At 44.9% G+C, this 18199-nt stretch carries 32 protein-coding genes; all 32 read left to right on the top strand.

All coding sequences use genetic code 11. The features are described 5' to 3' along the window. Positions 1–18: 18 nt before the first annotated feature. Genes fusA through AT15_RS05040 form a run of 32 tightly spaced genes read left to right on the top strand, consistent with a single transcriptional unit; the run spans position 19 to position 18184 of the window. Positions 19–2085: an elongation factor G gene (gene fusA, locus AT15_RS05195; RefSeq protein WP_084251508.1), complete on the top strand. Its 2067-nt coding sequence runs from the start codon at positions 19–21 to the stop codon at positions 2083–2085. A 35-nt stretch (positions 2086–2120) separates the two neighbouring features. Next, positions 2121–3320 (top strand): elongation factor Tu, encoded by a 1200-nt coding sequence (gene tuf / locus AT15_RS05190; RefSeq protein ID WP_068347088.1) that lies wholly within the window; start codon positions 2121–2123, stop codon positions 3318–3320. Between the two features lie 60 nt (positions 3321–3380). Further along, on the top strand, positions 3381–3689 hold the full coding sequence (gene rpsJ, locus AT15_RS05185; protein WP_068347086.1) for a 30S ribosomal protein S10: 309 nt from the start codon (positions 3381–3383) through the stop codon (positions 3687–3689). 20 nt (positions 3690–3709) lie between these two features. Continuing rightward, positions 3710–4351: a 50S ribosomal protein L3 gene (rplC, locus tag AT15_RS05180; RefSeq protein WP_068347084.1), complete on the top strand. Its 642-nt coding sequence runs from the start codon at positions 3710–3712 to the stop codon at positions 4349–4351. A gap of 21 nt (positions 4352–4372) precedes the next feature. Next, entirely contained in the window at positions 4373–5059 is a 687-nt protein-coding gene (gene rplD / locus AT15_RS05175) for a 50S ribosomal protein L4 (protein WP_068347082.1), read from the top strand. Continuing rightward, positions 5059–5361, top strand: coding sequence for a 50S ribosomal protein L23 (gene rplW, locus AT15_RS05170; protein WP_068347079.1), 303 nt, complete (start codon positions 5059–5061; stop codon positions 5359–5361). The genes rplD and rplW overlap by 1 nt, the downstream gene beginning before the upstream one ends. A 16-nt stretch (positions 5362–5377) precedes the next feature. Then, complete coding sequence (gene rplB, locus AT15_RS05165; RefSeq protein ID WP_068347077.1) at positions 5378–6205, top strand: 50S ribosomal protein L2; 828 nt, start codon at positions 5378–5380, stop codon at positions 6203–6205. Between the two features lie 16 nt (positions 6206–6221). Further along, positions 6222–6506, top strand: coding sequence for a 30S ribosomal protein S19 (gene rpsS, locus AT15_RS05160; protein ID WP_068347075.1), 285 nt, complete (start codon positions 6222–6224; stop codon positions 6504–6506). Positions 6507–6520: 14 nt separating this feature from the next. Beyond that, on the top strand, positions 6521–6976 hold the full coding sequence (gene rplV / locus AT15_RS05155) for a 50S ribosomal protein L22 (protein ID WP_068347072.1): 456 nt from the start codon (positions 6521–6523) through the stop codon (positions 6974–6976). Then, on the top strand, positions 6977–7606 hold the full coding sequence (gene rpsC, locus AT15_RS05150) for a 30S ribosomal protein S3 (protein ID WP_068347070.1): 630 nt from the start codon (positions 6977–6979) through the stop codon (positions 7604–7606). A gap of 30 nt (positions 7607–7636) precedes the next feature. Then, complete coding sequence (gene rplP / locus AT15_RS05145) at positions 7637–8062, top strand: 50S ribosomal protein L16 (protein ID WP_068347068.1); 426 nt, start codon at positions 7637–7639, stop codon at positions 8060–8062. Beyond that, on the top strand, positions 8062–8262 hold the full coding sequence (rpmC, locus tag AT15_RS05140; RefSeq protein WP_068347066.1) for a 50S ribosomal protein L29: 201 nt from the start codon (positions 8062–8064) through the stop codon (positions 8260–8262). Before rplP ends, rpmC begins: the two co-directional genes overlap by 1 nt. A gap of 5 nt (positions 8263–8267) precedes the next feature. After that, positions 8268–8576 (top strand): 30S ribosomal protein S17, encoded by a 309-nt coding sequence (rpsQ, locus tag AT15_RS05135; protein WP_068347064.1) that lies wholly within the window; start codon positions 8268–8270, stop codon positions 8574–8576. Continuing rightward, complete coding sequence (rplN, locus tag AT15_RS05130; protein ID WP_068347061.1) at positions 8573–8941, top strand: 50S ribosomal protein L14; 369 nt, start codon at positions 8573–8575, stop codon at positions 8939–8941. The genes rpsQ and rplN overlap by 4 nt, the downstream gene beginning before the upstream one ends. A gap of 12 nt (positions 8942–8953) precedes the next feature. Beyond that, entirely contained in the window at positions 8954–9277 is a 324-nt protein-coding gene (gene rplX / locus AT15_RS05125; RefSeq protein WP_068347056.1) for a 50S ribosomal protein L24, read from the top strand. 17 nt (positions 9278–9294) lie between these two features. Beyond that, positions 9295–9852, top strand: a complete 558-nt coding sequence (gene rplE / locus AT15_RS05120) for a 50S ribosomal protein L5 (RefSeq protein ID WP_068347054.1) — start codon at positions 9295–9297, stop codon at positions 9850–9852. 11 nt (positions 9853–9863) lie between these two features. Further along, positions 9864–10049, top strand: coding sequence for a type Z 30S ribosomal protein S14 (locus AT15_RS05115; RefSeq protein ID WP_047755035.1), 186 nt, complete (start codon positions 9864–9866; stop codon positions 10047–10049). A gap of 13 nt (positions 10050–10062) precedes the next feature. Continuing rightward, positions 10063–10467, top strand: coding sequence for a 30S ribosomal protein S8 (rpsH, locus tag AT15_RS05110; RefSeq protein WP_068347050.1), 405 nt, complete (start codon positions 10063–10065; stop codon positions 10465–10467). A gap of 14 nt (positions 10468–10481) precedes the next feature. Continuing rightward, positions 10482–11036 (top strand): 50S ribosomal protein L6, encoded by a 555-nt coding sequence (gene rplF / locus AT15_RS05105; protein WP_068347048.1) that lies wholly within the window; start codon positions 10482–10484, stop codon positions 11034–11036. Positions 11037–11085: 49 nt separating this feature from the next. Further along, positions 11086–11427: a 50S ribosomal protein L18 gene (gene rplR / locus AT15_RS05100; protein ID WP_268766427.1), complete on the top strand. Its 342-nt coding sequence runs from the start codon at positions 11086–11088 to the stop codon at positions 11425–11427. A 13-nt stretch (positions 11428–11440) separates the two neighbouring features. Next, on the top strand, positions 11441–11974 hold the full coding sequence (gene rpsE, locus AT15_RS05095; protein WP_068347045.1) for a 30S ribosomal protein S5: 534 nt from the start codon (positions 11441–11443) through the stop codon (positions 11972–11974). A 2-nt stretch (positions 11975–11976) separates the two neighbouring features. Further along, positions 11977–12165 (top strand): 50S ribosomal protein L30, encoded by a 189-nt coding sequence (gene rpmD, locus AT15_RS05090; RefSeq protein WP_068347042.1) that lies wholly within the window; start codon positions 11977–11979, stop codon positions 12163–12165. Positions 12166–12179: 14 nt separating this feature from the next. Continuing rightward, on the top strand, positions 12180–12632 hold the full coding sequence (rplO, locus tag AT15_RS05085; RefSeq protein ID WP_084251506.1) for a 50S ribosomal protein L15: 453 nt from the start codon (positions 12180–12182) through the stop codon (positions 12630–12632). Between the two features lies 1 nt (position 12633). Continuing rightward, positions 12634–13917 carry a preprotein translocase subunit SecY gene (gene secY, locus AT15_RS05080; RefSeq protein ID WP_068347038.1) on the top strand — a complete coding sequence of 428 codons (1284 nt, stop codon included), beginning with the start codon at positions 12634–12636 and terminating at the stop codon, positions 13915–13917. A 4-nt stretch (positions 13918–13921) separates the two neighbouring features. Continuing rightward, entirely contained in the window at positions 13922–14569 is a 648-nt protein-coding gene (locus AT15_RS05075) for an adenylate kinase (protein ID WP_068347035.1), read from the top strand. Between the two features lies 1 nt (position 14570). Further along, complete coding sequence (gene map, locus AT15_RS05070; RefSeq protein ID WP_068347032.1) at positions 14571–15323, top strand: type I methionyl aminopeptidase; 753 nt, start codon at positions 14571–14573, stop codon at positions 15321–15323. A 9-nt stretch (positions 15324–15332) separates the two neighbouring features. After that, the gene (gene infA, locus AT15_RS05065) at positions 15333–15578 is read left to right on the top strand and encodes a translation initiation factor IF-1 (RefSeq protein ID WP_068347031.1); all 246 of its coding nucleotides are present in this window, start codon (positions 15333–15335) and stop codon (positions 15576–15578) included. After that, entirely contained in the window at positions 15575–15691 is a 117-nt protein-coding gene (gene rpmJ, locus AT15_RS05060) for a 50S ribosomal protein L36 (RefSeq protein WP_068347028.1), read from the top strand. Before infA ends, rpmJ begins: the two co-directional genes overlap by 4 nt. 14 nt (positions 15692–15705) lie before the next feature. Next, positions 15706–16071 carry a 30S ribosomal protein S13 gene (rpsM, locus tag AT15_RS05055; protein ID WP_068347025.1) on the top strand — a complete coding sequence of 122 codons (366 nt, stop codon included), beginning with the start codon at positions 15706–15708 and terminating at the stop codon, positions 16069–16071. Positions 16072–16086: 15 nt separating this feature from the next. Next, positions 16087–16479, top strand: coding sequence for a 30S ribosomal protein S11 (rpsK, locus tag AT15_RS05050; RefSeq protein WP_068347022.1), 393 nt, complete (start codon positions 16087–16089; stop codon positions 16477–16479). A 17-nt stretch (positions 16480–16496) separates the two neighbouring features. After that, positions 16497–17123 carry a 30S ribosomal protein S4 gene (rpsD, locus tag AT15_RS05045; RefSeq protein WP_068347019.1) on the top strand — a complete coding sequence of 209 codons (627 nt, stop codon included), beginning with the start codon at positions 16497–16499 and terminating at the stop codon, positions 17121–17123. Between the two features lie 56 nt (positions 17124–17179). Next, positions 17180–18184: a DNA-directed RNA polymerase subunit alpha gene (locus tag AT15_RS05040; protein WP_068347017.1), complete on the top strand. Its 1005-nt coding sequence runs from the start codon at positions 17180–17182 to the stop codon at positions 18182–18184. Positions 18185–18199 lie beyond the last annotated feature (15 nt).

Below are 18199 nucleotides of genomic sequence, written 5' to 3'. Positions count from 1 at the left end.
CCGCTTAGGAGGTAAATTGTGAAAGAAAGACGCACCAGGTTAGATGCCGTAAGAAATATTGGCATCATGGCACACATTGATGCCGGTAAGACCACAACTACAGAGAGAATACTCTTTTACACCGGAAAGAAATACAAGCTTGGAAGCGTGGATGATGGTACTGCCACTATGGATTGGATGGATCAGGAAAAAGAACGTGGCATTACCATAACATCTGCTGCCACAACATGTTTCTGGAGAGATCATAGAATAAATATTATTGATACACCCGGCCACGTTGACTTTACTGTGGAAGTTGAGAGGTCTCTTAGAGTACTCGATGGTGCCATTGCTGTTTTTGATGCCCAGGCCGGTGTAGAGCCTCAATCGGAAACTGTTTGGCGCCAGGCTGACAAATATCGTGTTCCGCGAATTGCTTTCATCAACAAGATGGATAAGATTGGCGCGGATTTCGATGCCGCTGTTCAGAGTATGGTTGATAGGCTTTTTGCGAATCCGATCCCTGTACAGATACCCATAGGAGCAGAAAGCGAATTTGATGGCATCGTTGACCTGGTTAAAATGAAGGCAATTAAATGGTACGACCCCGAAGGTACGGAATACGGTTACGAAGAAATTCCCGCCGAATTAATAGAAAAAGCCGAAGAATCAAGAGAAGATCTTATAACCCATGTAGCAGAATTCGATGAGGAAATAATGGAACTCTATCTCAATGGCGAAGAAGTACCTGAAGATAGGCTGAAAGCAGCTATTCGAGCCGGAACGCTTGCCAATGAAATAGTACCGGTACTGTGCGGTTCAGCCTTTAAAAACAGGGGTGTCCAGCCTTTGCTTGATGCAATTGTAGATTATTTGCCGGCACCTATTGATCTGCCCCCTGTCATAGGCATTGATCCGGATACTCAAGCAGAAGTAAAAGTGGAGCCAGAGGAAAAGGCTCCCTTTGTCGCCATGGCTTTTAAGATCATGGTTGATCCTCATGTTGGTAAGGTTACTTTTGTCAGAGTTTACTCAGGCTCCCTTAACAAGGGAAGTTATGTCTTTAATTGCAATAAGGGCATCAAAGAGCGCGTTTCAAGGCTGCTCTTCATGCATGCCAATCAGAGAGAAGAAGTGGATTATATCAGAGCGGGTGATATCGTTGCCATTGTCGGTTTGAAGAACACGATGACAGGAGAAACGCTTGTTGCGGACGGTGCCGGGAAGGTATTGCTGGAACAGATTGAATTCCCTGAACCTGTGATTTCAATTGCAGTGGAAGCTGCCAGCAAAAACGATCTTCCCAAGCTGTCAAAGGCTTTGCAAGCTTTAACAGAAGAAGATCCATCATTGAAGACCTTTGTTGATCCGGAAACCAATGAGACCATACTTTCTGGCATGGGTGAACTTCATCTTGAAGTCGTTGTGGAGCGAATAAAAAGGGAGTTCAACGCTAATTTGAGGGTTGGCCATCCACAGGTATCTTACCGGGAGACTATCAAAGAAGAGGCCAAAGCAGAAGGGAAGTACATAAGGCAGTCCGGTGGAAAGGGACAATATGGACACGTGATATTGAAAGTTGAACCCTGTAAAGAGCAATTGGTCTTCGAAGACAGGACAGCAGGCGGTGTTATACCAAAGGAATTCATTCCAGCTATTGAGGCCGGAGCAAAAGAAGCCGCCATGTCCGGCGTTCTTGCGGGCTATCCCATGGTAAACCTGAAAATTTCTTTGCTGGATGGTTCATACCATGAAGTAGATTCATCAGAAATGGCATTCAAAATTGCTTCATCGATGGCTTTTAGAGAGGCATGTCGAAAGGCCAGTCCGGTGTTGCTGGAGCCCATTATGCTTGTTGAACTTACAAGCCCGGAAGAATATCTCGGTGATCTGATAGCCGACTTGAATTCAAGAAGAGCTCGTATTGAAGGGTTCGAAAACAAGTCCGGGCTCAGAATTGTTAAAGCCCATGTTCCATTATCGGAACTCTTTGGGTATGCTACTGTGGTTCGATCCCTATCTCAGGGACGTGCCACGCACGTGATACAGTTTTCGCATTACGCAGAAGTACCTGAGAAAATCGCGGAAAAAATCCTTGGTTCATAAATTACACCACTCATTGTAATGGAGGAGGGACAGAAATGGCGAAAGAAAAGTTTGAACGAACGAAGCCCCATCTTAACATTGGTACCATCGGTCATATTGACCATGGTAAAACAACGCTGACAGCGGCAATCACAAAATCTCTTTCCTACAAAGGCTTTGCAGATTTCACACCCTTTGATGCTATTGACAAAGCTCCTGAAGAAAAGGCAAGAGGAATCACAATCAACGTCACTCACGTCGAATACCAGACTGAGAAGAGACACTACGCTCACATTGACTGTCCGGGACACGCCGACTACATCAAAAACATGATCACAGGTGCTGCCCAGATGGACGGAGCCATTCTTGTTGTGGCTGCTACCGATGGTGTTATGCCTCAGACAAGAGAGCACGTTCTTCTTGCAAGACAGGTTAACGTTCCTGCCATGGTCGTTTTCATCAACAAAGTCGATATGGTAGACGATGAAGAGCTCGTTGAACTCGTTGAAGAAGAAGTAAGAGAACTTCTCAGCAACTACGAATTCCCCGGAGACGAAGTCCCTGTCATCAAGGGATCCGCTCTTATGGCTCTTGAAGCTGACAACCCTGATGATCCATGGGTAAAGAAAATTTACGAACTCATGGACGCTGTTGACAACTATGTTCCAGAACCTGAAAGAGATACAGACAAACCATTCCTCATGCCCATCGAAGATATTTTCTCCATCACCGGAAGAGGAACTGTCGTTACCGGTAGAGTTGAACGTGGCGTTGTCCATGTTGGCGACGAAGTCGAAATCATTGGGCTTTCATATGAAGTCAGGAAGACCGTTGTAACCGGTGTCGAAATGTTCAGAAAACTTCTTGATGAAGGCGTTGCCGGCGATAACGTTGGTTGTCTTCTCAGAGGCGTTGGCAAAGACGAAGTCAAGAGAGGACAGGTTCTTGCAAAACCCGGTTCAATCACACCTCACAAGAAGTTCAAGGCCAATATCTACGTTCTGAAGAAAGAAGAAGGCGGAAGACATACACCATTCACAAAGGGTTACAGACCTCAGTTCTACATTAGAACAGCTGATGTTACAGGAGAACTCGTTGACCTTCCAGAAGGCGTTGAAATGGTTATCCCCGGCGATAACGTCGTTATGACTGTTGAACTCATTTACCCTGTTGCTATTGAAAAGGGTATGAGATTTGCTGTCCGTGAAGGTGGCAGAACAGTTGGCGCTGGTGTTGTCAGCGAAATCATCGAGTAATATTCAGGGGAGGGGAGCTCCCCTCTCCTTTCCATTATCAGAAGGAGGGAACTTGGAGGCATGGCCAAACAAAAGATCAGGATCCGCTTAAAGGCTTATGACCACAGACTCTTGGATATGTCGGCCAAAAAGATTGTAGAGGCCGTAAAAATCACGAATGCCAAGGTCTCTGGACCTGTGCCGCTGCCGACAGAAAGAACACTGTATACAGTTATTACGGCACCACACAAATACAAAGACGCAAGGGAGCAATTTGAAAAGCTTGTTCACAAAAGGCTAATAGAGATTGTTGATCCAACACCTAAAACAATCGATTCCCTGATGAAGATTGATCTTCCCGCTGGCGTGGATGTAGAAATCAAATTGTGATTATTTTCGGAGGTGTAGACATGAAAGGTATAATTGGCAGAAAACTTGGGATGACCACTGTTTATAGGGATGGAGAAGCTCTTGGAGTAACCGTTATTAAAGCCGGTCCCTGCACGGTCATTCAGAAGAAAACTGCCGCTGCTGGTGAATACGATGCAATCCAGCTTGGTTTTGAAGAACTTCCCCAAAAGAGGGCTGAAAAGCTTTTGACAAAACCCCTCTTAAAGAAGTTTGAAGCGGCTAATGTAAAACCCCACCGTGTATTGAAGGAAATCAGAGTGAATAATCCCGACGAATATAATGTTGGGGACATTATTGATGCCGGTGTGTTCGCAGAAGGAGAGATCGTTGATATCACCGGATGGACAAAAGGAAGAGGATTCACCGGCGCCATGAAGAGATGGAACTTCCGCGGTGGTGAAGCTTCTCATGGTTCAAAGTTTCACAGAGAATTAGGTTCTGTGGGTAACCACACTGAACCTGCGAAGATCTGGAAAGGCAAGAAAATGCCAGGTCGTTATGGCAACGAGAGAGTCACTGTTCAGAATCTGGAAGTTGTTAAAGTCGATGCAGAAAATGGAATCATAGCCGTGCATGGCGCAGTCCCAGGAGCGAGGGGCGGGCTCGTCATTATCAAGAGCGCGAAGAAGCCCCGAAGATGATGCTTGGAAGGAGGAATATCTATGGCCCATTTAAACGTCTTAGACGTTAACGGAAAAAACGTGGGAACCGTTGAACTTAAAGATGAGATTTTCGGGCATGACGTTATTAGCGACAAAAAGAAAATCGACCTGATGCATCGCTATGTGGATATGCAATTGTCTTCAAGAAGAGCGGGCACAGCATCAACAAAGACAAGGGCAGAGGTTTCTGGCGGTGGAAGAAAGCCATGGGTTCAGAAACACACAGGAAGAGCAAGGACGGGTTCTACGAGAAACCCCTTGTGGAGACATGGTGGCGTTATCCACGGCCCCAAACCGAAAGATTGGTCGAAGAAGCTCAACAAAAAGATGAAGAAACTCGCATTAAAATATGCGCTTAGCCTCAGACACCAGGAAGGCAATTTGGTTGTTCTCGACGATATAAAATTTGAAACCCCGAGAACCAGAGAGATGAAGAATGTCGTCGCAAATCTTGGATTCGAAAAGGGCACAAAGGCACTCTTTGTCCTTCCATGGAAAAAAGAGGAATACAGGAACGTCAAACTATCGGGAAAGAATATTCCCGAAATCAAGGTGATCATAGCTGACAATCCCGGAAACGGTAGATCGACTAACATAGATGGTCTAAACGTTTACGATATTCTCAACCATGAGAAGCTCGTGTTAACAGTCGATCTTGTCCGCAAGATCGAGGAGGTGCTCGGGTAATGGCAAATCCCAGACTTACTCTCAGCGACATTTTAATCAGGCCTATCATAACGGAAAAATCCGTGATGGCTGGTGAAAATAACAAATACGTTTTCGAAGTGCATCGAAGCGCTACAAAATACAATGTGAGAGAAGCTGTCGAAAAGCTCTTTAACGTAAAGGTCGAAAAAGTGAATTTGCTCAATGTTAAAGGCAAACCGAAGAGAAGAGGGATACTTGAAGGAAGAAGCCGCTCCTGGAAAAAAGCTGTGGTAACCCTCGTAGAAGGCTATCGCATCAAAGAACTCGAAGGCCAACACTGATGTGAGGTGGTAAAAGATGGGTCTTAGAAGATTTAAACCAGTTACTCCCAGCAGAAGATTTTCCCTTCTGCCTGATTATAGCGAAGTAACAAAAACAGAACCTGAAAAATCCTTGATAGAGCCTTTGAAGAAAAAGGCAGGTAGAAACCATCATGGACGTGTTACAGTCAGACACCAGGGTGGCGGCCACAAGAGAATGTACAGGATTATTGATTTCAAGAGAAATAAATTTGGCATACCTGCCAGAGTAGAAGCTATCGAATACGATCCCAATAGAACCGCGAGAATTGCATTGCTCCTATACGCCGACGGCGAGAGAAGATACATCCTCGCACCCAAAGGGCTAAAAGTAGGAGACACTGTAATGAATGGGCCAGAGGCCGAAATAGCGGCGGGAAACGCTCTTCCACTTGAAAACATTCCCGTTGGCACAATTGTTCACAACATAGAGTTCCAACCTGGTAAAGGCGGTCAAATTGCGAGATCAGCCGGTACTTATGCCCAGCTCATGGCGAAAGAGGGAAGATACGCACTCCTTAGAATGCCTTCCGGGGAGCTGAGAAAAGTCATCGTGAAGTGCATGGCCACCATCGGAATGGTTGGAAATGAAGAGCATTCAAACGAAGTGCACGGTAAAGCTGGCAGAAAGAGATGGCTTGGTGTCAGACCTACCGTTAGAGGTATGACCATGAACCCCGTAGACCATCCTATGGGCGGTGGTGAAGGTAAATCCAAAGGTCATATTCCTCAAAGCCCATGGGGAATGCCCGCAAAAGGTTATAAAACCAGAAGACGCAAGAAGCCTTCTGACAAACTCATAGTTAAACGCAGGAACCAAATTTAAGCAGGGGGTGCAGTGAATGTCTAGATCACAGAAAAAGGGTCCATATGTACACCCGAAATTGATGAAAAAGATAAGAGAAATGAACGAAAAGGGCGAAAAGAAACCTATCAAAACCTGGAGCAGAGCATCAATGATTACTCCAGAAATGATCGGTCATACTATAGCGGTATACAATGGCATGAAGCATATTCCTGTATATATTACCGAAAACATGATTGGTCACAGGCTCGGCGAGTTTTCACCTACTCGGAGATTCGGTGGACACGCTGATAAGAAAGCCAAAAAAGGTCAAGTTAAATGAGGAGGGATTTCAAAATGCCCGAAAACACGCCAAGACCAAAACGATCAGTATTTCATAAACAGCGAAAGGAAAGCAAAGCCTCCACTCCGGTGATAGAGGCCAGAGCAGTTGCGAAATATTTGAGGATTTCCCCTCTAAAAGCCCGCGACGTCGTTAACGCGATAAGGGGCAAAAATGTGGGAGAAGCCTTCCAGATTCTCGAATTCTCCCCTAAAAAGGCCGCAAGACTTGTCTATAAAGTGTTAAGATCTGCGGTCGCAAATGCGGAGAATAACTTCGGCCTCGATGTTGACAACCTCTACGTGAGCGAAGCTGTTGTCGAAGATGGCCCAAGAATGAAAAGGCTCTGGACCCGCGGAAGGGGCAGGGCGGACATTCTGTTGAAGAGGTTCAGCCACATCAGGCTCGTAGTTAAAGACCGCGAAAAGGAAAAGGAACTTACAATTCCTCAGGAGCGAGGTGACAACTAAGTGGGTCAGAAAGTACATCCTTATGGTTTCAGACTTGGTATAACCAAGGACTGGAAAGCTCGCTGGATTAATGAAAAGAACTACAAGGAATATCTTGTTGAAGACGTTAAAATTCGTGAATTTATCAAGAAAAACTATCACGCAGCTGGTGTTTCCGATATTTACATAGAACGCCCGGAAACTGGCAAAGTATCAATCACAATCAAATGTGCCAGGCCCGGTGTGATCATTGGTAGAAAAGGTGTTGAGGTCAAAGCCCTAAGATCAAAACTCGAAAAATTGATCACACGGCAATTTCAGCTTAACATAGAGGAAGTCAAAACACCCGAGATAGATGCGATACTAGTAGCTGAAGATATTGCCGCAAGAATTGAAAAGAGAGCTTCCTACAAAAGGGCCATGAAGCGTGCCATATTCACTGCCATGAGAAAAGGTGCCAAAGGCATTAAAATAATGGTTTCCGGAAGGCTCAATGGTGCTGATATTGCGAGAACCGAATGGTACCTTGAAGGAAGACTTCCTCTCCAGACGTTGAGGTCTGACATCGATTACGGGTACACCACTGCCATGACCAAAATGGGCATAATCGGTGTCAAGGTCTGGATATACAAAGGCGACATCAGGAACTGAGCTTGAACCCAAGAGGGGAGGTATTTCGTAATGTTGATGCCCAAGAGAGTAAAATACAGGAAACAGCAGAGAGGCAAGATGAGGGGAAAAGCCAAAGGAGGGACGCTGGTACACTTTGGAGACTGGGGCCTGAAAGCCCTTGAACCCCACTGGATTACTGCACAACAAATAGAAGCATGTCGTATTGCTATTATGAGGACACTCAAAAGAAACGGTAAAGTCTGGATAAGAATCTTCCCGGATAAACCCATCACCTCAAAAGGCATAGGAGTAAGAATGGGTAAAGGAAAGGGCGACGTTGAAGGTTGGGTATCCGTCGTCAAGCCCGGGAGAATAATGTTCGAGATCGCTGGAGTTAGCGACGAACTGGCAAAGGAGGCGCTGGCCTACGCAGCAACCAAGCTTCCGATTCGAACTAAAATAGTTCCGAAGTACCATATAGGAGGTGAGCTCTAATGAAGGCTGTTGAACTTCAGAAATACACTGATGAAGAGCTCAAGCAGATGCTTGATGACCTGAAGAGAAAACTCCTGGATTTGAGATTTCAGCTTGAAATGAACAAATTGCAGAACCACTCTCAGATAACGCTCGTAAAGAGAGATATTGCAAGGATCAAAACAATCCTCCGCGGTCGCGAGCTCGGAATAAGGAGGTAACGGCTATGCCTAAGAAAAGACTCATTGGAACCGTAGTAAGCAATAAAATGGATAAGACCGTAGTGGTCAATGTCGAAAGGATATTCGCTCACCCCCTTTATGGAAAAACCATAAAGCGTTCAAAGAAGTACCATGCGCACGATGCTGAAAACATCTGCAACATTGGCGATATGGTTGAGATCGAAGAAAGCAAACCATACAGCAAAACCAAAAAGTTCGTTGTTACAAGAATTGTAAGGAAGACCGAATTTGGCGAAGAAAAAACCGAAACTCCCGAGGTCGTTGAAAATAACCCCGGAGGTGACGTAGAATGATTCAGCTTGAATCTTATCTGAGAGTTGCCGATAATTCCGGCGCGAAACTCATAAAGGTTATCCAGGTATCCGGCGGATTCAAAAGAAAGGCCGGAAGCATTGGTGATATAATCGTTGCCTCTGTAAGGGAAGCTGTACCCAATACCGACATCAAAAAGGGCGATATAGTTAGGGCTGTTGTCGTCAGGACTAAAAAGGAGATAAGAAGACCCGATGGAACTTATATCCGCTTTGACGACAATGCAGCTGTCATCATCGACAAGCAAAACCAACCGAAGGGGACACGCGTCTTCGGCCCTGTTGCACGCGAAATAAGGGACAGGGGCTTTTCCAAAATAGCTTCCCTGGCTCAAGAGGTTTGGTGAGGAGTGATGCACATGGCGATGAGAATAAAGAAAGAAGATAATGTAAAAGTTATTTCTGGAAAAGACAAGGGCAAAATAGGAAAAGTCTTACGGGTAATCCCCAGAGAAGGCAAAGTGATTGTTCAGGGCGTAAATTTCACCAAGAGACATCAGAGACCCACTAACCAGTATCGAGAAGGTGGAATTATAGAAAGAGAAGCACCCATCTACGCCAGCAAAGTTATGCTTGTTTGCCCGAATTGCGATAAGCCAACCCGTGTAGGACACCGCATTTTGGAAAGTGGAGAAAAGGTCCGCGTTTGCAAGAAATGCGGAGAAATCATTGACAAGGTATGACAGGGGAGGAATAGTGAATGACATACAACTACGTGCCGTTAAAAGAGAAGTATGAAAAAGAAGTCGTTCCTTCCATGATGAAAACTTTTGATTACAAGAACATTCATCAGGTGCCAAGGATTGTCAAAATTGTTGTAAACATGGGTATCGGTGAAGGTTCTAAGAACGCAGATCTCATCGAAACACATGCGAAGGAACTCAATGCAATTGCTGGGCAGAAACCTGTTATTACCAGGGCTAAAAGAAGTATTGCTAATTTTAAAATCAGAGAGGGCATGCCTTTAGGAGTCAAGGTAACGCTTAGAGGCGCAAGGATGTACAATTTCCTCTACAAGCTGATCAATATAGTTCTCCCAAAACTCAGAGACTTCAGGGGTGTCGATCCTGATAGCTTTGACGGGCGCGGGAATTATGCTCTGGGGCTTCCTGAGCAGCTGATTTTCCCGGAACTTAAACCTGACCAGGTCAGGAGAATTCAGGGCATGGATGTGATTATTGTTACAACAGCCAAGACAAACGAAGAAGGAAGAGAACTCCTGAAACTTCTTGGAATGCCCTTTAAAAGAATGGGTTAAGGAGGTAGAACATGGCGAAGAAATCAATGATTGCCAAGTGGAAAAGAGAACCCAAGTTCAAAGTCAGAAAGTATAATAGATGCCATCTTTGTGGTAGACCGAGGGCTGTATATAGAGAATTCGGACTCTGCAGGGTTTGTTTTAGAAAGCTCGCCTCTGAGGGTAAACTCCCCGGTGTAAAAAAGGCAAGCTGGTGAGGAGGGACGTAAAATGTGGAGTGACCCCATAGCCGACATGCTCACAAGAATCAGGAATGCTAACGCTGCTATGAAGGAAAGTGTCGATCTACCCGCTTCAAATTTGAAGCGCGCAGTTTTGGATATTCTTAAAAAAGAAGGGTATATCGAAGACTACAAATACATTGAAGACGGAAAGCAAGGAATTCTCAAGGTGTTTCTTAAGTACAAAGGTGATAGAAGAAACAGGCAAAGAGTTATCAGTGGTATAGTAAGGGTTTCAAAGCCCGGAAGACGTATTTATGTCGGCAAAGACGAGCTGCCAAAGGTGAAATCTGGTATGGGAATTGCTATTGTAAGCACTTCTCATGGTGTCATCACCGACAAGGACGCGAGAAAAGCTGGCGTTGGCGGCGAAGTCATTTGCTATGTATGGTAATAGGAGGGATTTGAATGTCAAGGTTGATTAAAAAGCCAATAGAAATCCCCAAGGGTGTTGAAATAAAAATTTCAGAAGACACAGTTACGGTCAAAGGACCCAAGGGCGAGCTCAAAGAGAGCTTTCTGCCATATGTGAAGTTTGAAATGCGCGAAGACGGCCTTTGGGTTTTGCCTAACACCGATATTGTCAGAAGAAAAAGCGATCACAGAAAAATTGCCATGTTCTGTGGTACTTACTGGTCTTTGGTGAGGAATATGGTTGTTGGTGTAACGCAGGGATATCAGAAAGAACTGGAGATAATCGGTGTTGGTTACAGAGCCCAACTTCAGGGTAAGAAACTCGTTATGAACCTGGGCTTTGCTCACCCTGTGGAAGTAGAACCACCAGAAGGGATCACCTTTGAGGTTCCAGCGCCCAACGCGATTGTGGTTAAAGGCATCAATAAGTACCTTGTTGGGCAGGTGGCTGCAAATATTCGCCGCTGGAGAGAACCTATCGTTTACTCTGGAAAAGGTATCAGATACAAGGGTGAGTATGTGAGAACCAAGGTTGGTAAGAAAGTCTAATCCTGAAGGGAGGCAGATGCAGGTGATTAAACGCAGAGATAGAAAAGTAATGAGAAAGAAACGCCATATGCGTGTTAGAGCCAAAATCAGCGGAACAGCTGAAAGGCCAAGACTTGCAGTTTACAGAAGCGAAAAGCATATCTATGCGCAAATCATAGATGATGTAGTTGGCAGGACAATTGTTTCCGCTTCAACCATCGACAAAGAATTGAGAGAAAAACTTCAAAAGACCTGGAACAAAGAAGCCGCAGCAGAAGTGGGAAAGCTCATAGCCAAAAGAGCTCTTGATAAGGGCATCTCCAGCATAGTATTTGACAGAGGTGGCTTCAAGTTTCATGGTAGAGTGAAGGCCCTGGCTGATGCAGCAAGAGAAGCCGGGTTGAAGTTCTGAGGAGGTGCAGTCGATGCCAGAGGTTAAGAACATCGAAAAAAGTATCGAAGAAAAAGAATTCGAAGAAAGAATAGTACAGATAAAGAGAGTTACAAAAGTCGTGGCAGGTGGAAAAAACCTTTCTTTCAGAGTGACAGCTGTTGTTGGGAACAAAGCTGGAAAAGTAGGACTCGGTATAGGAAGTGCAAGAGAAGTACCCACAGCCATCAGGAAAGCGCTTATCAACGCGAAGAAGAACGTTGTTGAAGTTCCCGTAATAAAGGACACAATTCCCCATGAAGTAGTTGGGCATCAGGATGCTTCTAAGGTTATGTTGAAACCCGCTGGGCCTGGAACTGGTATAATTGCAAGTGCCGGTGTTAGAGCCGTTGTTGAACTGGCAGGTGTGAAGAACATCCTGACAAAAGCTCTTGGCTCAACCAACATCGTAAATCTGGCACGGGCGACACTCAATGGCCTTTTAGAGCTCAAATCGCCCAAAGACTACGCGAAGCTCAGAGACATCTCCGTTAAGGAAGTCTTCAATGGGGTTTCTGAGGAGGGTTAATGATGGCAAAGAAACTCAAAATCAGGTTGAAGAAAAGCGTTATCGGTTTCAGTTATCGACAGCGCCGAACGGTTAAGGCCCTCGGATTAGGGAAAGTAAACAGCGAAGTAGTACACGAAGATAGCCCGCAAATCAGGGGAATGATCAGAAGCATAGAACATCTCCTGAGTGTTGAAGAAATAGAAGATTGAAGGGGGTAGATTGAATGGCGTTCATGTTGGGCGACAAGGAATTTGGACCTCTTCCTGGAGCAAAGAAAAGAAGCAAGCGCGTTGGTAGAGGTGTCGGCTCAGGAAAAGGCAAAACAGCCACGCGTGGTCATAAGGGCCAGGGAAGAGGAACAGGAAAAGTGAAACCGTACTTTGAGGGCGGTCAAACTCCTCTTTACAGAAGAGTACCAATTAAAGGGTTTAAAAATAGAAATTCGAAGGAATACGTTGTTGTGAACCTCTCACAGCTTGAAGAAAGATTTGAAGCCGGAAGTGAAATCACACCAGAAGTGCTCCTTCAGATGAAAGTGATAAAAAACCTCAAGGACGGTCTCAAAATTCTCGGCAGGGGCGAACTCACAAAGGCTTTGGTAGTCAAGGCGCATGCGTTCAGCACCTCAGCGAAGGAGAAGATAGAGGCTTCCGGTGGAAAAGCCGAGGTGATCTGAAGTGTGGAAAGCACTTCGAAACGCCTTTAAAATTCCTGAACTCAGAGACAGAATTATCTTTACCTTTTTTGCCCTGGCCATTTTCAGGCTGGGGATTTACATTCCCATACCTGGCATCAATATCCAGGCATGGGCAAGTTACTTTTCCGGAATATCAACCGGAGCTGCGGGCGGTTTCATAGGATTTTTTGACGTTTTTACCGGTGGAGCGCTTAAGAATTTTTCTCTTTTCGCTTTGAGCGTTACGCCATATATTAACGCCTCAATCATGCTCCAGTTATTGACATCTGTTGTACCGAGCTTGAAGGAAATGCTCAGAGAAGGCGAAGAAGGAAGAAAGAAATACGCGAAATACACGAGATATTTGACCATCTTCCTTGCGGCTATGCAGGCTTTTCTGCTTTCTCTTGCTTTGTCAAATCAGGGAATCATTGCAATCCCCAGCAGGATGCTCTTTGTGCTACTTGCCACCGTCTCTTTGATGGGCGGTACTATGTTCCTGCTCTGGCTGGGTGAAAGGATTACAGAGAAGGGTATTGGCAATGGTATTTCCGTCTTGATTTTTGCGGGTATTGTTTCCAGATACCCCACTTACATTGCCGAAGCAGCTGTCGCCCTAACACCGCTTCAATGGCTTGTGTTAGTCGCAATTTCCGTTGCAACTATCGTCGGAGTTATTTACATCCAGCTTGGCGAGAGGAAAATCGATGTTCAATATGCAAGAAGGGTATCGGGCCGAAGGGTATATGGTGGTGTTTCAACACACATTCCCATAAAGGTCAATCAGGGTGGTGTTATCCCCATAATCTTTGCAGCTGCTATTATGACCCTGCCACAGATGATCGGGAGCATGTTGCCCCAGGGAAATATTCTATCGAGGCTCTTCGGATATTCATCGCCCCTTTATCTCATCCTATACGGGTCGATGGTATTTTTCTTCACTTATTTCTACAGTACACTGGTTTTTGATGTAAAGGAAGTTTCCAACAACATAAAGAATTATGGTGGATTTATCCCGGGTATCAGACCGGGTTATCCAACTGAACAATATATAACAAGAGTTCTCACAAGAGTTACTTTTATGGGCGCTGTTTTCCTTGTGATAATTGCTTTGCTGCCTTCTGTAATCCAGAGCTTCATCGGAATACAGATTGTCATTGGTGGTACATCCACATTGATCGCAGTAGGTGTCGCTCTTGATATCCTCCAGCAAATCGAATCCCACCTCATAGTAAGGCACTATGAAGGGTTCGTTAAAAAAGGCAGATTGCGTGGAAGGAGATGACAGAATGAATCTGGTATTGATGGGCCCTCCCGGAGCCGGTAAAGGAACGCAGGCAAAGGTTATTTCTAATAAATTCAACATTCCTCACATATCAACGGGCGATATGTTGAGAGAAGCCGTGGCTGCTGGCACCGACCTTGGAAAAAAGGTCGCTCACATTCTTGAGGAAGGCCTGCTTGTTCCTGATGAGCTTATGTTTGAGATCGTAAGAGAAAGGCTCCAAAAAGGAGATGCCTTAAAGGGATTCATTCTGGATGGTTATCCGCGAACGGTAGCTCAGGCAGAAAAATTAGATGAAATTCTGCAGGAACTTGGCAAAAGCCTGGATGCCGTTGTGTTGATAACTTCCACAGAGGAAGAGGTTGTCAGGAGAATATCCAGCAGAAGGGTTTGCCCATCCTGTGGTAGGGTTTACAATTTACTTACTCTTAAACCCGCGCAGGATAATCTTTGCGATGATTGTGGAATTGAACTCATTCAGAGAAAAGACGACTTACCTCACACCGTAAGGGAAAGATATCGAATATACACAGAAAAGACAGCACCGGTTTTGGAATATTATCGTAGAACCGGGATCCTTAAAACCATAGATGGATCAAGGACTCTGGAAGAGGTTACGAAGGATCTCTTTGAATCTTTGGAGAATATGTGATATGATCAGACTGAAATCAAAAGAGGAAATTCTTAAAATTGAGTTTTCTGCTAAAATCGTAGCTGAAGTACTGGAATTGATAGGTCGGTTCATAACTGACGGAGTTTCTGCTTATGATCTTGAGAGAATCGCCACAGAGCATATACTTAAAAGAAACGCGATTCCCGCATTCAAGGGATATAACAATTATCCCTATAGTCTTTGTGTGTCTGTTAACAACGAGATTATCCATGGTTTCCCCACATCTGAAAAGGTGTTGAAAAGGGGGGACCTGGTTTCTGTTGACTGTGGCGTTTTGAAAGACGGCTACTTTGGCGATGCAGCCAGAACCTTTGTTGTTGACGACTTCGAGACCGAAGAGGGCAAAAAACTTGTGGAAGTAACCGAAAAATCGCTGGATCTTGGCATCGAACAGGCTAAACCGGGAAATCGCATAGGCGATATAGGCCATGCGATACAGGCTTTTGTTGAAAGTGCAGGGTTCTCCGTAATCAGGGACTATGTAGGACATGGAGTTGGCAAAAGGCTTCATGAAGATCCACAGATTCCCAATTATGGAGTAAAAGGAACCGGAATTGTTATCCAGCCTGGCATGACCCTGGCAATTGAGCCAATGATCTCTCAAGGTCATTTTGAAACCGCAGTTCTTCCCGATGGGTGGACAGTGGTCACAAAGGATGGTACCAAAGCGGCTCATTTTGAGCATACGATTGTTATCGAAGCGGAAGGATCAAGGATTCTTTCCAGGCTGTGAGGTGTATTTATGGCTGATAAGAACGATGTCATAAAAATGGAAGGTGTAGTACTGGAGTCGATGCCTAACGCTACTTTTAAGGTAGAGCTTGAAAATGGGCACGTAATTCTTGCTCATATCTCAGGGAGAATGAGAAAGAATTTCATAAGACTGATCCCTGGAGATCGCGTTGTTATAGAAGTGTCCATCTATGATTTAAACAAAGGCAGAATTGTATACAGAAAAAAGATAAACAAGGGAGGAGAACAGAAATGAAAGTCAGGGCATCAGTCAAAAAAAGATGCGAACATTGTAAAGTAATCAAACGAAAAGGTAGAGTATGGGTAATTTGTGAAAAGAACCCTAAACATAACCAGAGACAGGGTTAAGGAGGGAACGCTGAATGGCACGTATTGTTGGTGTTGAATTGCCCAACAGCAAGAAAGTACACGTTGCATTGACCTATATATACGGAATTGGTCCCAGCAGGGCAAAGGAAATACTTCAAGGCACAGAAATCAATGGCGAGAAGAGAGTCAAAGAGCTCTCAGACGAGGAAATAAGTAAGATTTCCAAGTATATCACTGACCATTACAAGGTGGAAGGTGAACTCAGACAGGAGCTCGACAGAAACATCAAAAGGCTCATCGAAATCAACTGCTACCGGGGTGTAAGGCACAGAGCCGGGCTTCCTGTTAGAGGCCAGAAGACGCACTCGAATGCACGTACAAGAAAAGGCCCCAGGGCCAGCAGAATCAAAAAGAAGTAATAAGGAGGTTCGTAGATGGCCAAAAGGAAAAGAACAACCACCAAAAAGAGAAAGAAGCTAAGTATTGATCGAGCCGTAATGCACATAAAATCGACCTTTAACAACACTATCATTACATTGACGGATCCCGATGGAAACACAATCCTTTGGGGTTCGGGAGGCACTGTTGGATACTCTGGTTCAAAAAAGTCCACACCTTATGCAGCTCAGCTTGCAGCTGACCAGATCGCCAAAGAGGCATTGAAAATGGGTATCACAAGAGTATCCGTTGAAGTGAAAGGGCCTGGATCGGGAAGAGAAGCAGCTATCAGGACTGTTCAAGCTGCTGGATTAACAATCGATTCAATTAAGGACATTACCCCAATCCCCCACAATGGGTGCAGGCCCAGAAGAAGACGCAGAGTATAAGTTGAGGAGGGAAATGGATGGCCAGATACACCGGATCAGTATGTAAGATTTGCAGACGCGAAGGCTTTAAGCTCTATCTTAAAGGCGAGCGCTGTTTCAGCCCAAAGTGCGCACAGGTGAAGAGACCCTTCGCGCCGGGACAGCACGGAGCAGCCACCAGAAAGCTGACACAATACGGTATGCAGTTGAGATCAAAACAGGCGCTCAAAAGGATGTATGGGTTATTGGAAAAACAATTCAGAAGATATTTCGATATCGCTTCAAGAAAAGCGGAAGAAACTGGCTCTGCTCTTATAAAGCTGCTTGAATCAAGACTGGACAATGCGGTGTTCAGAATGGGTTTCGCCTCAAGCAGAAGACAGGCGCGCCAGCTTGTCAACCACGGCCATGTGCTTGTAAATGGGAGAAAAGTCAATAAGGCTTCTTATCTCCTGAAACCGGGTGACATTGTCGAGCTCAAAGAAAAGAGCAAAGATATTGTCCCTGTGAAAGAAGCTATGGAAGCTGCGCAGGATAGAACCACACCTCCATGGCTGGAAATCGACTTTGAAGCAGCGAGGGGAACCTTCGTCAGATTCCCGAACAGAGAAGAAGTTGAAATCCCTGTCGATCTGCAGTCTATCATTGAGCTCTATTCGAAGTAATGGAGGTATATGTTACCTTCTTGAAAGGAGGTGTGAGCCCTATACTGGGCCTTTAGATGATTGGATTTGTAATGCCTAAAACATTGAAGATTGAAGAGAGTAAGGAAGATGCGAACAGTTATTACGAAAAATTCATACTTTCCCCTATGGAAAGGGGCTACGCGGTTACTATCGGGAACGCTCTTAGAAGGGTTCTGCTCTCTTCGATTCCCAGTATGGCAATAACCAGGTTGAAGATACCAAATAAGTATCATGAGTACGATGTCATTGAGGGCGTGAAGGAAGACATTCTTGAAATAATCCTCAATTTGAAGAAAGTGCAGTTGAAACCCGCTCTCGAATTTTCTGATCCCGTGAAGCTCGTGGTCGATAAGAAAGGACCTGGAGTGCTTACCGCGGCTGACATCAGGACACCAACGGGTGTGGAAGTGGTGAACCCGACACAATATATCGCCACTTTGAATGAAGAAGCAGAGGTTTACATGGAGCTCTTTGCGGAGATCGGCAAAGGCTTTGTTCCTGTATCAGAAATGGAAGTGGAGCAGGACGTTGAGATGATATACATAGATGGAATTTTTAGTCCCGTCTTGAAGGTGAATTTCATTTCTGAAAATGTTCGTGTAGGAAAAAGAACGGACTACGACAAATTAATACTTGAAGTGTGGACAAAGAAATCAATAAAGCCCTCAGAAGCTCTATTGAAAGCCACCGATATTCTCACCAAACACTTTGAGGTTGTTGCAAATAGTCTCAGCCAGGAACCACAAACCATAGAGTCTTTCCTGGGGGACACTGAATTGCTCGTGCCCGAAGAGCCAAAACAACAGGACATCATAGAGGAACCTGAAACAGATTCCGTCCTTTCCAGGAAGATAGAAGAGCTTGAGCTGTCTGTCAGATCCCTGAACTGTCTGAAAAGGGATAAAATAAATACCATTGGAGATCTTACCAATCGTTCGGAAGCTGATCTCTTGAAAATCAGGAATTTTGGAGAGAAATCCATGGAAGAGGTAAAGAAACAGCTCAAGGAAAAATTCAATCTTACGCTAAAGAAAGAATGATCGAGGAGGTCTAAG

The sequence above is a fragment of the Kosmotoga arenicorallina S304 genome (genome assembly GCF_001636545.1).
Lineage (GTDB): Bacteria > Thermotogota > Thermotogae > Petrotogales > Kosmotogaceae > Kosmotoga_B > Kosmotoga_B arenicorallina.
Note: the sequence above shows the minus strand (reverse complement) of the source record. Positions and strands in the feature narration are given on the sequence as shown.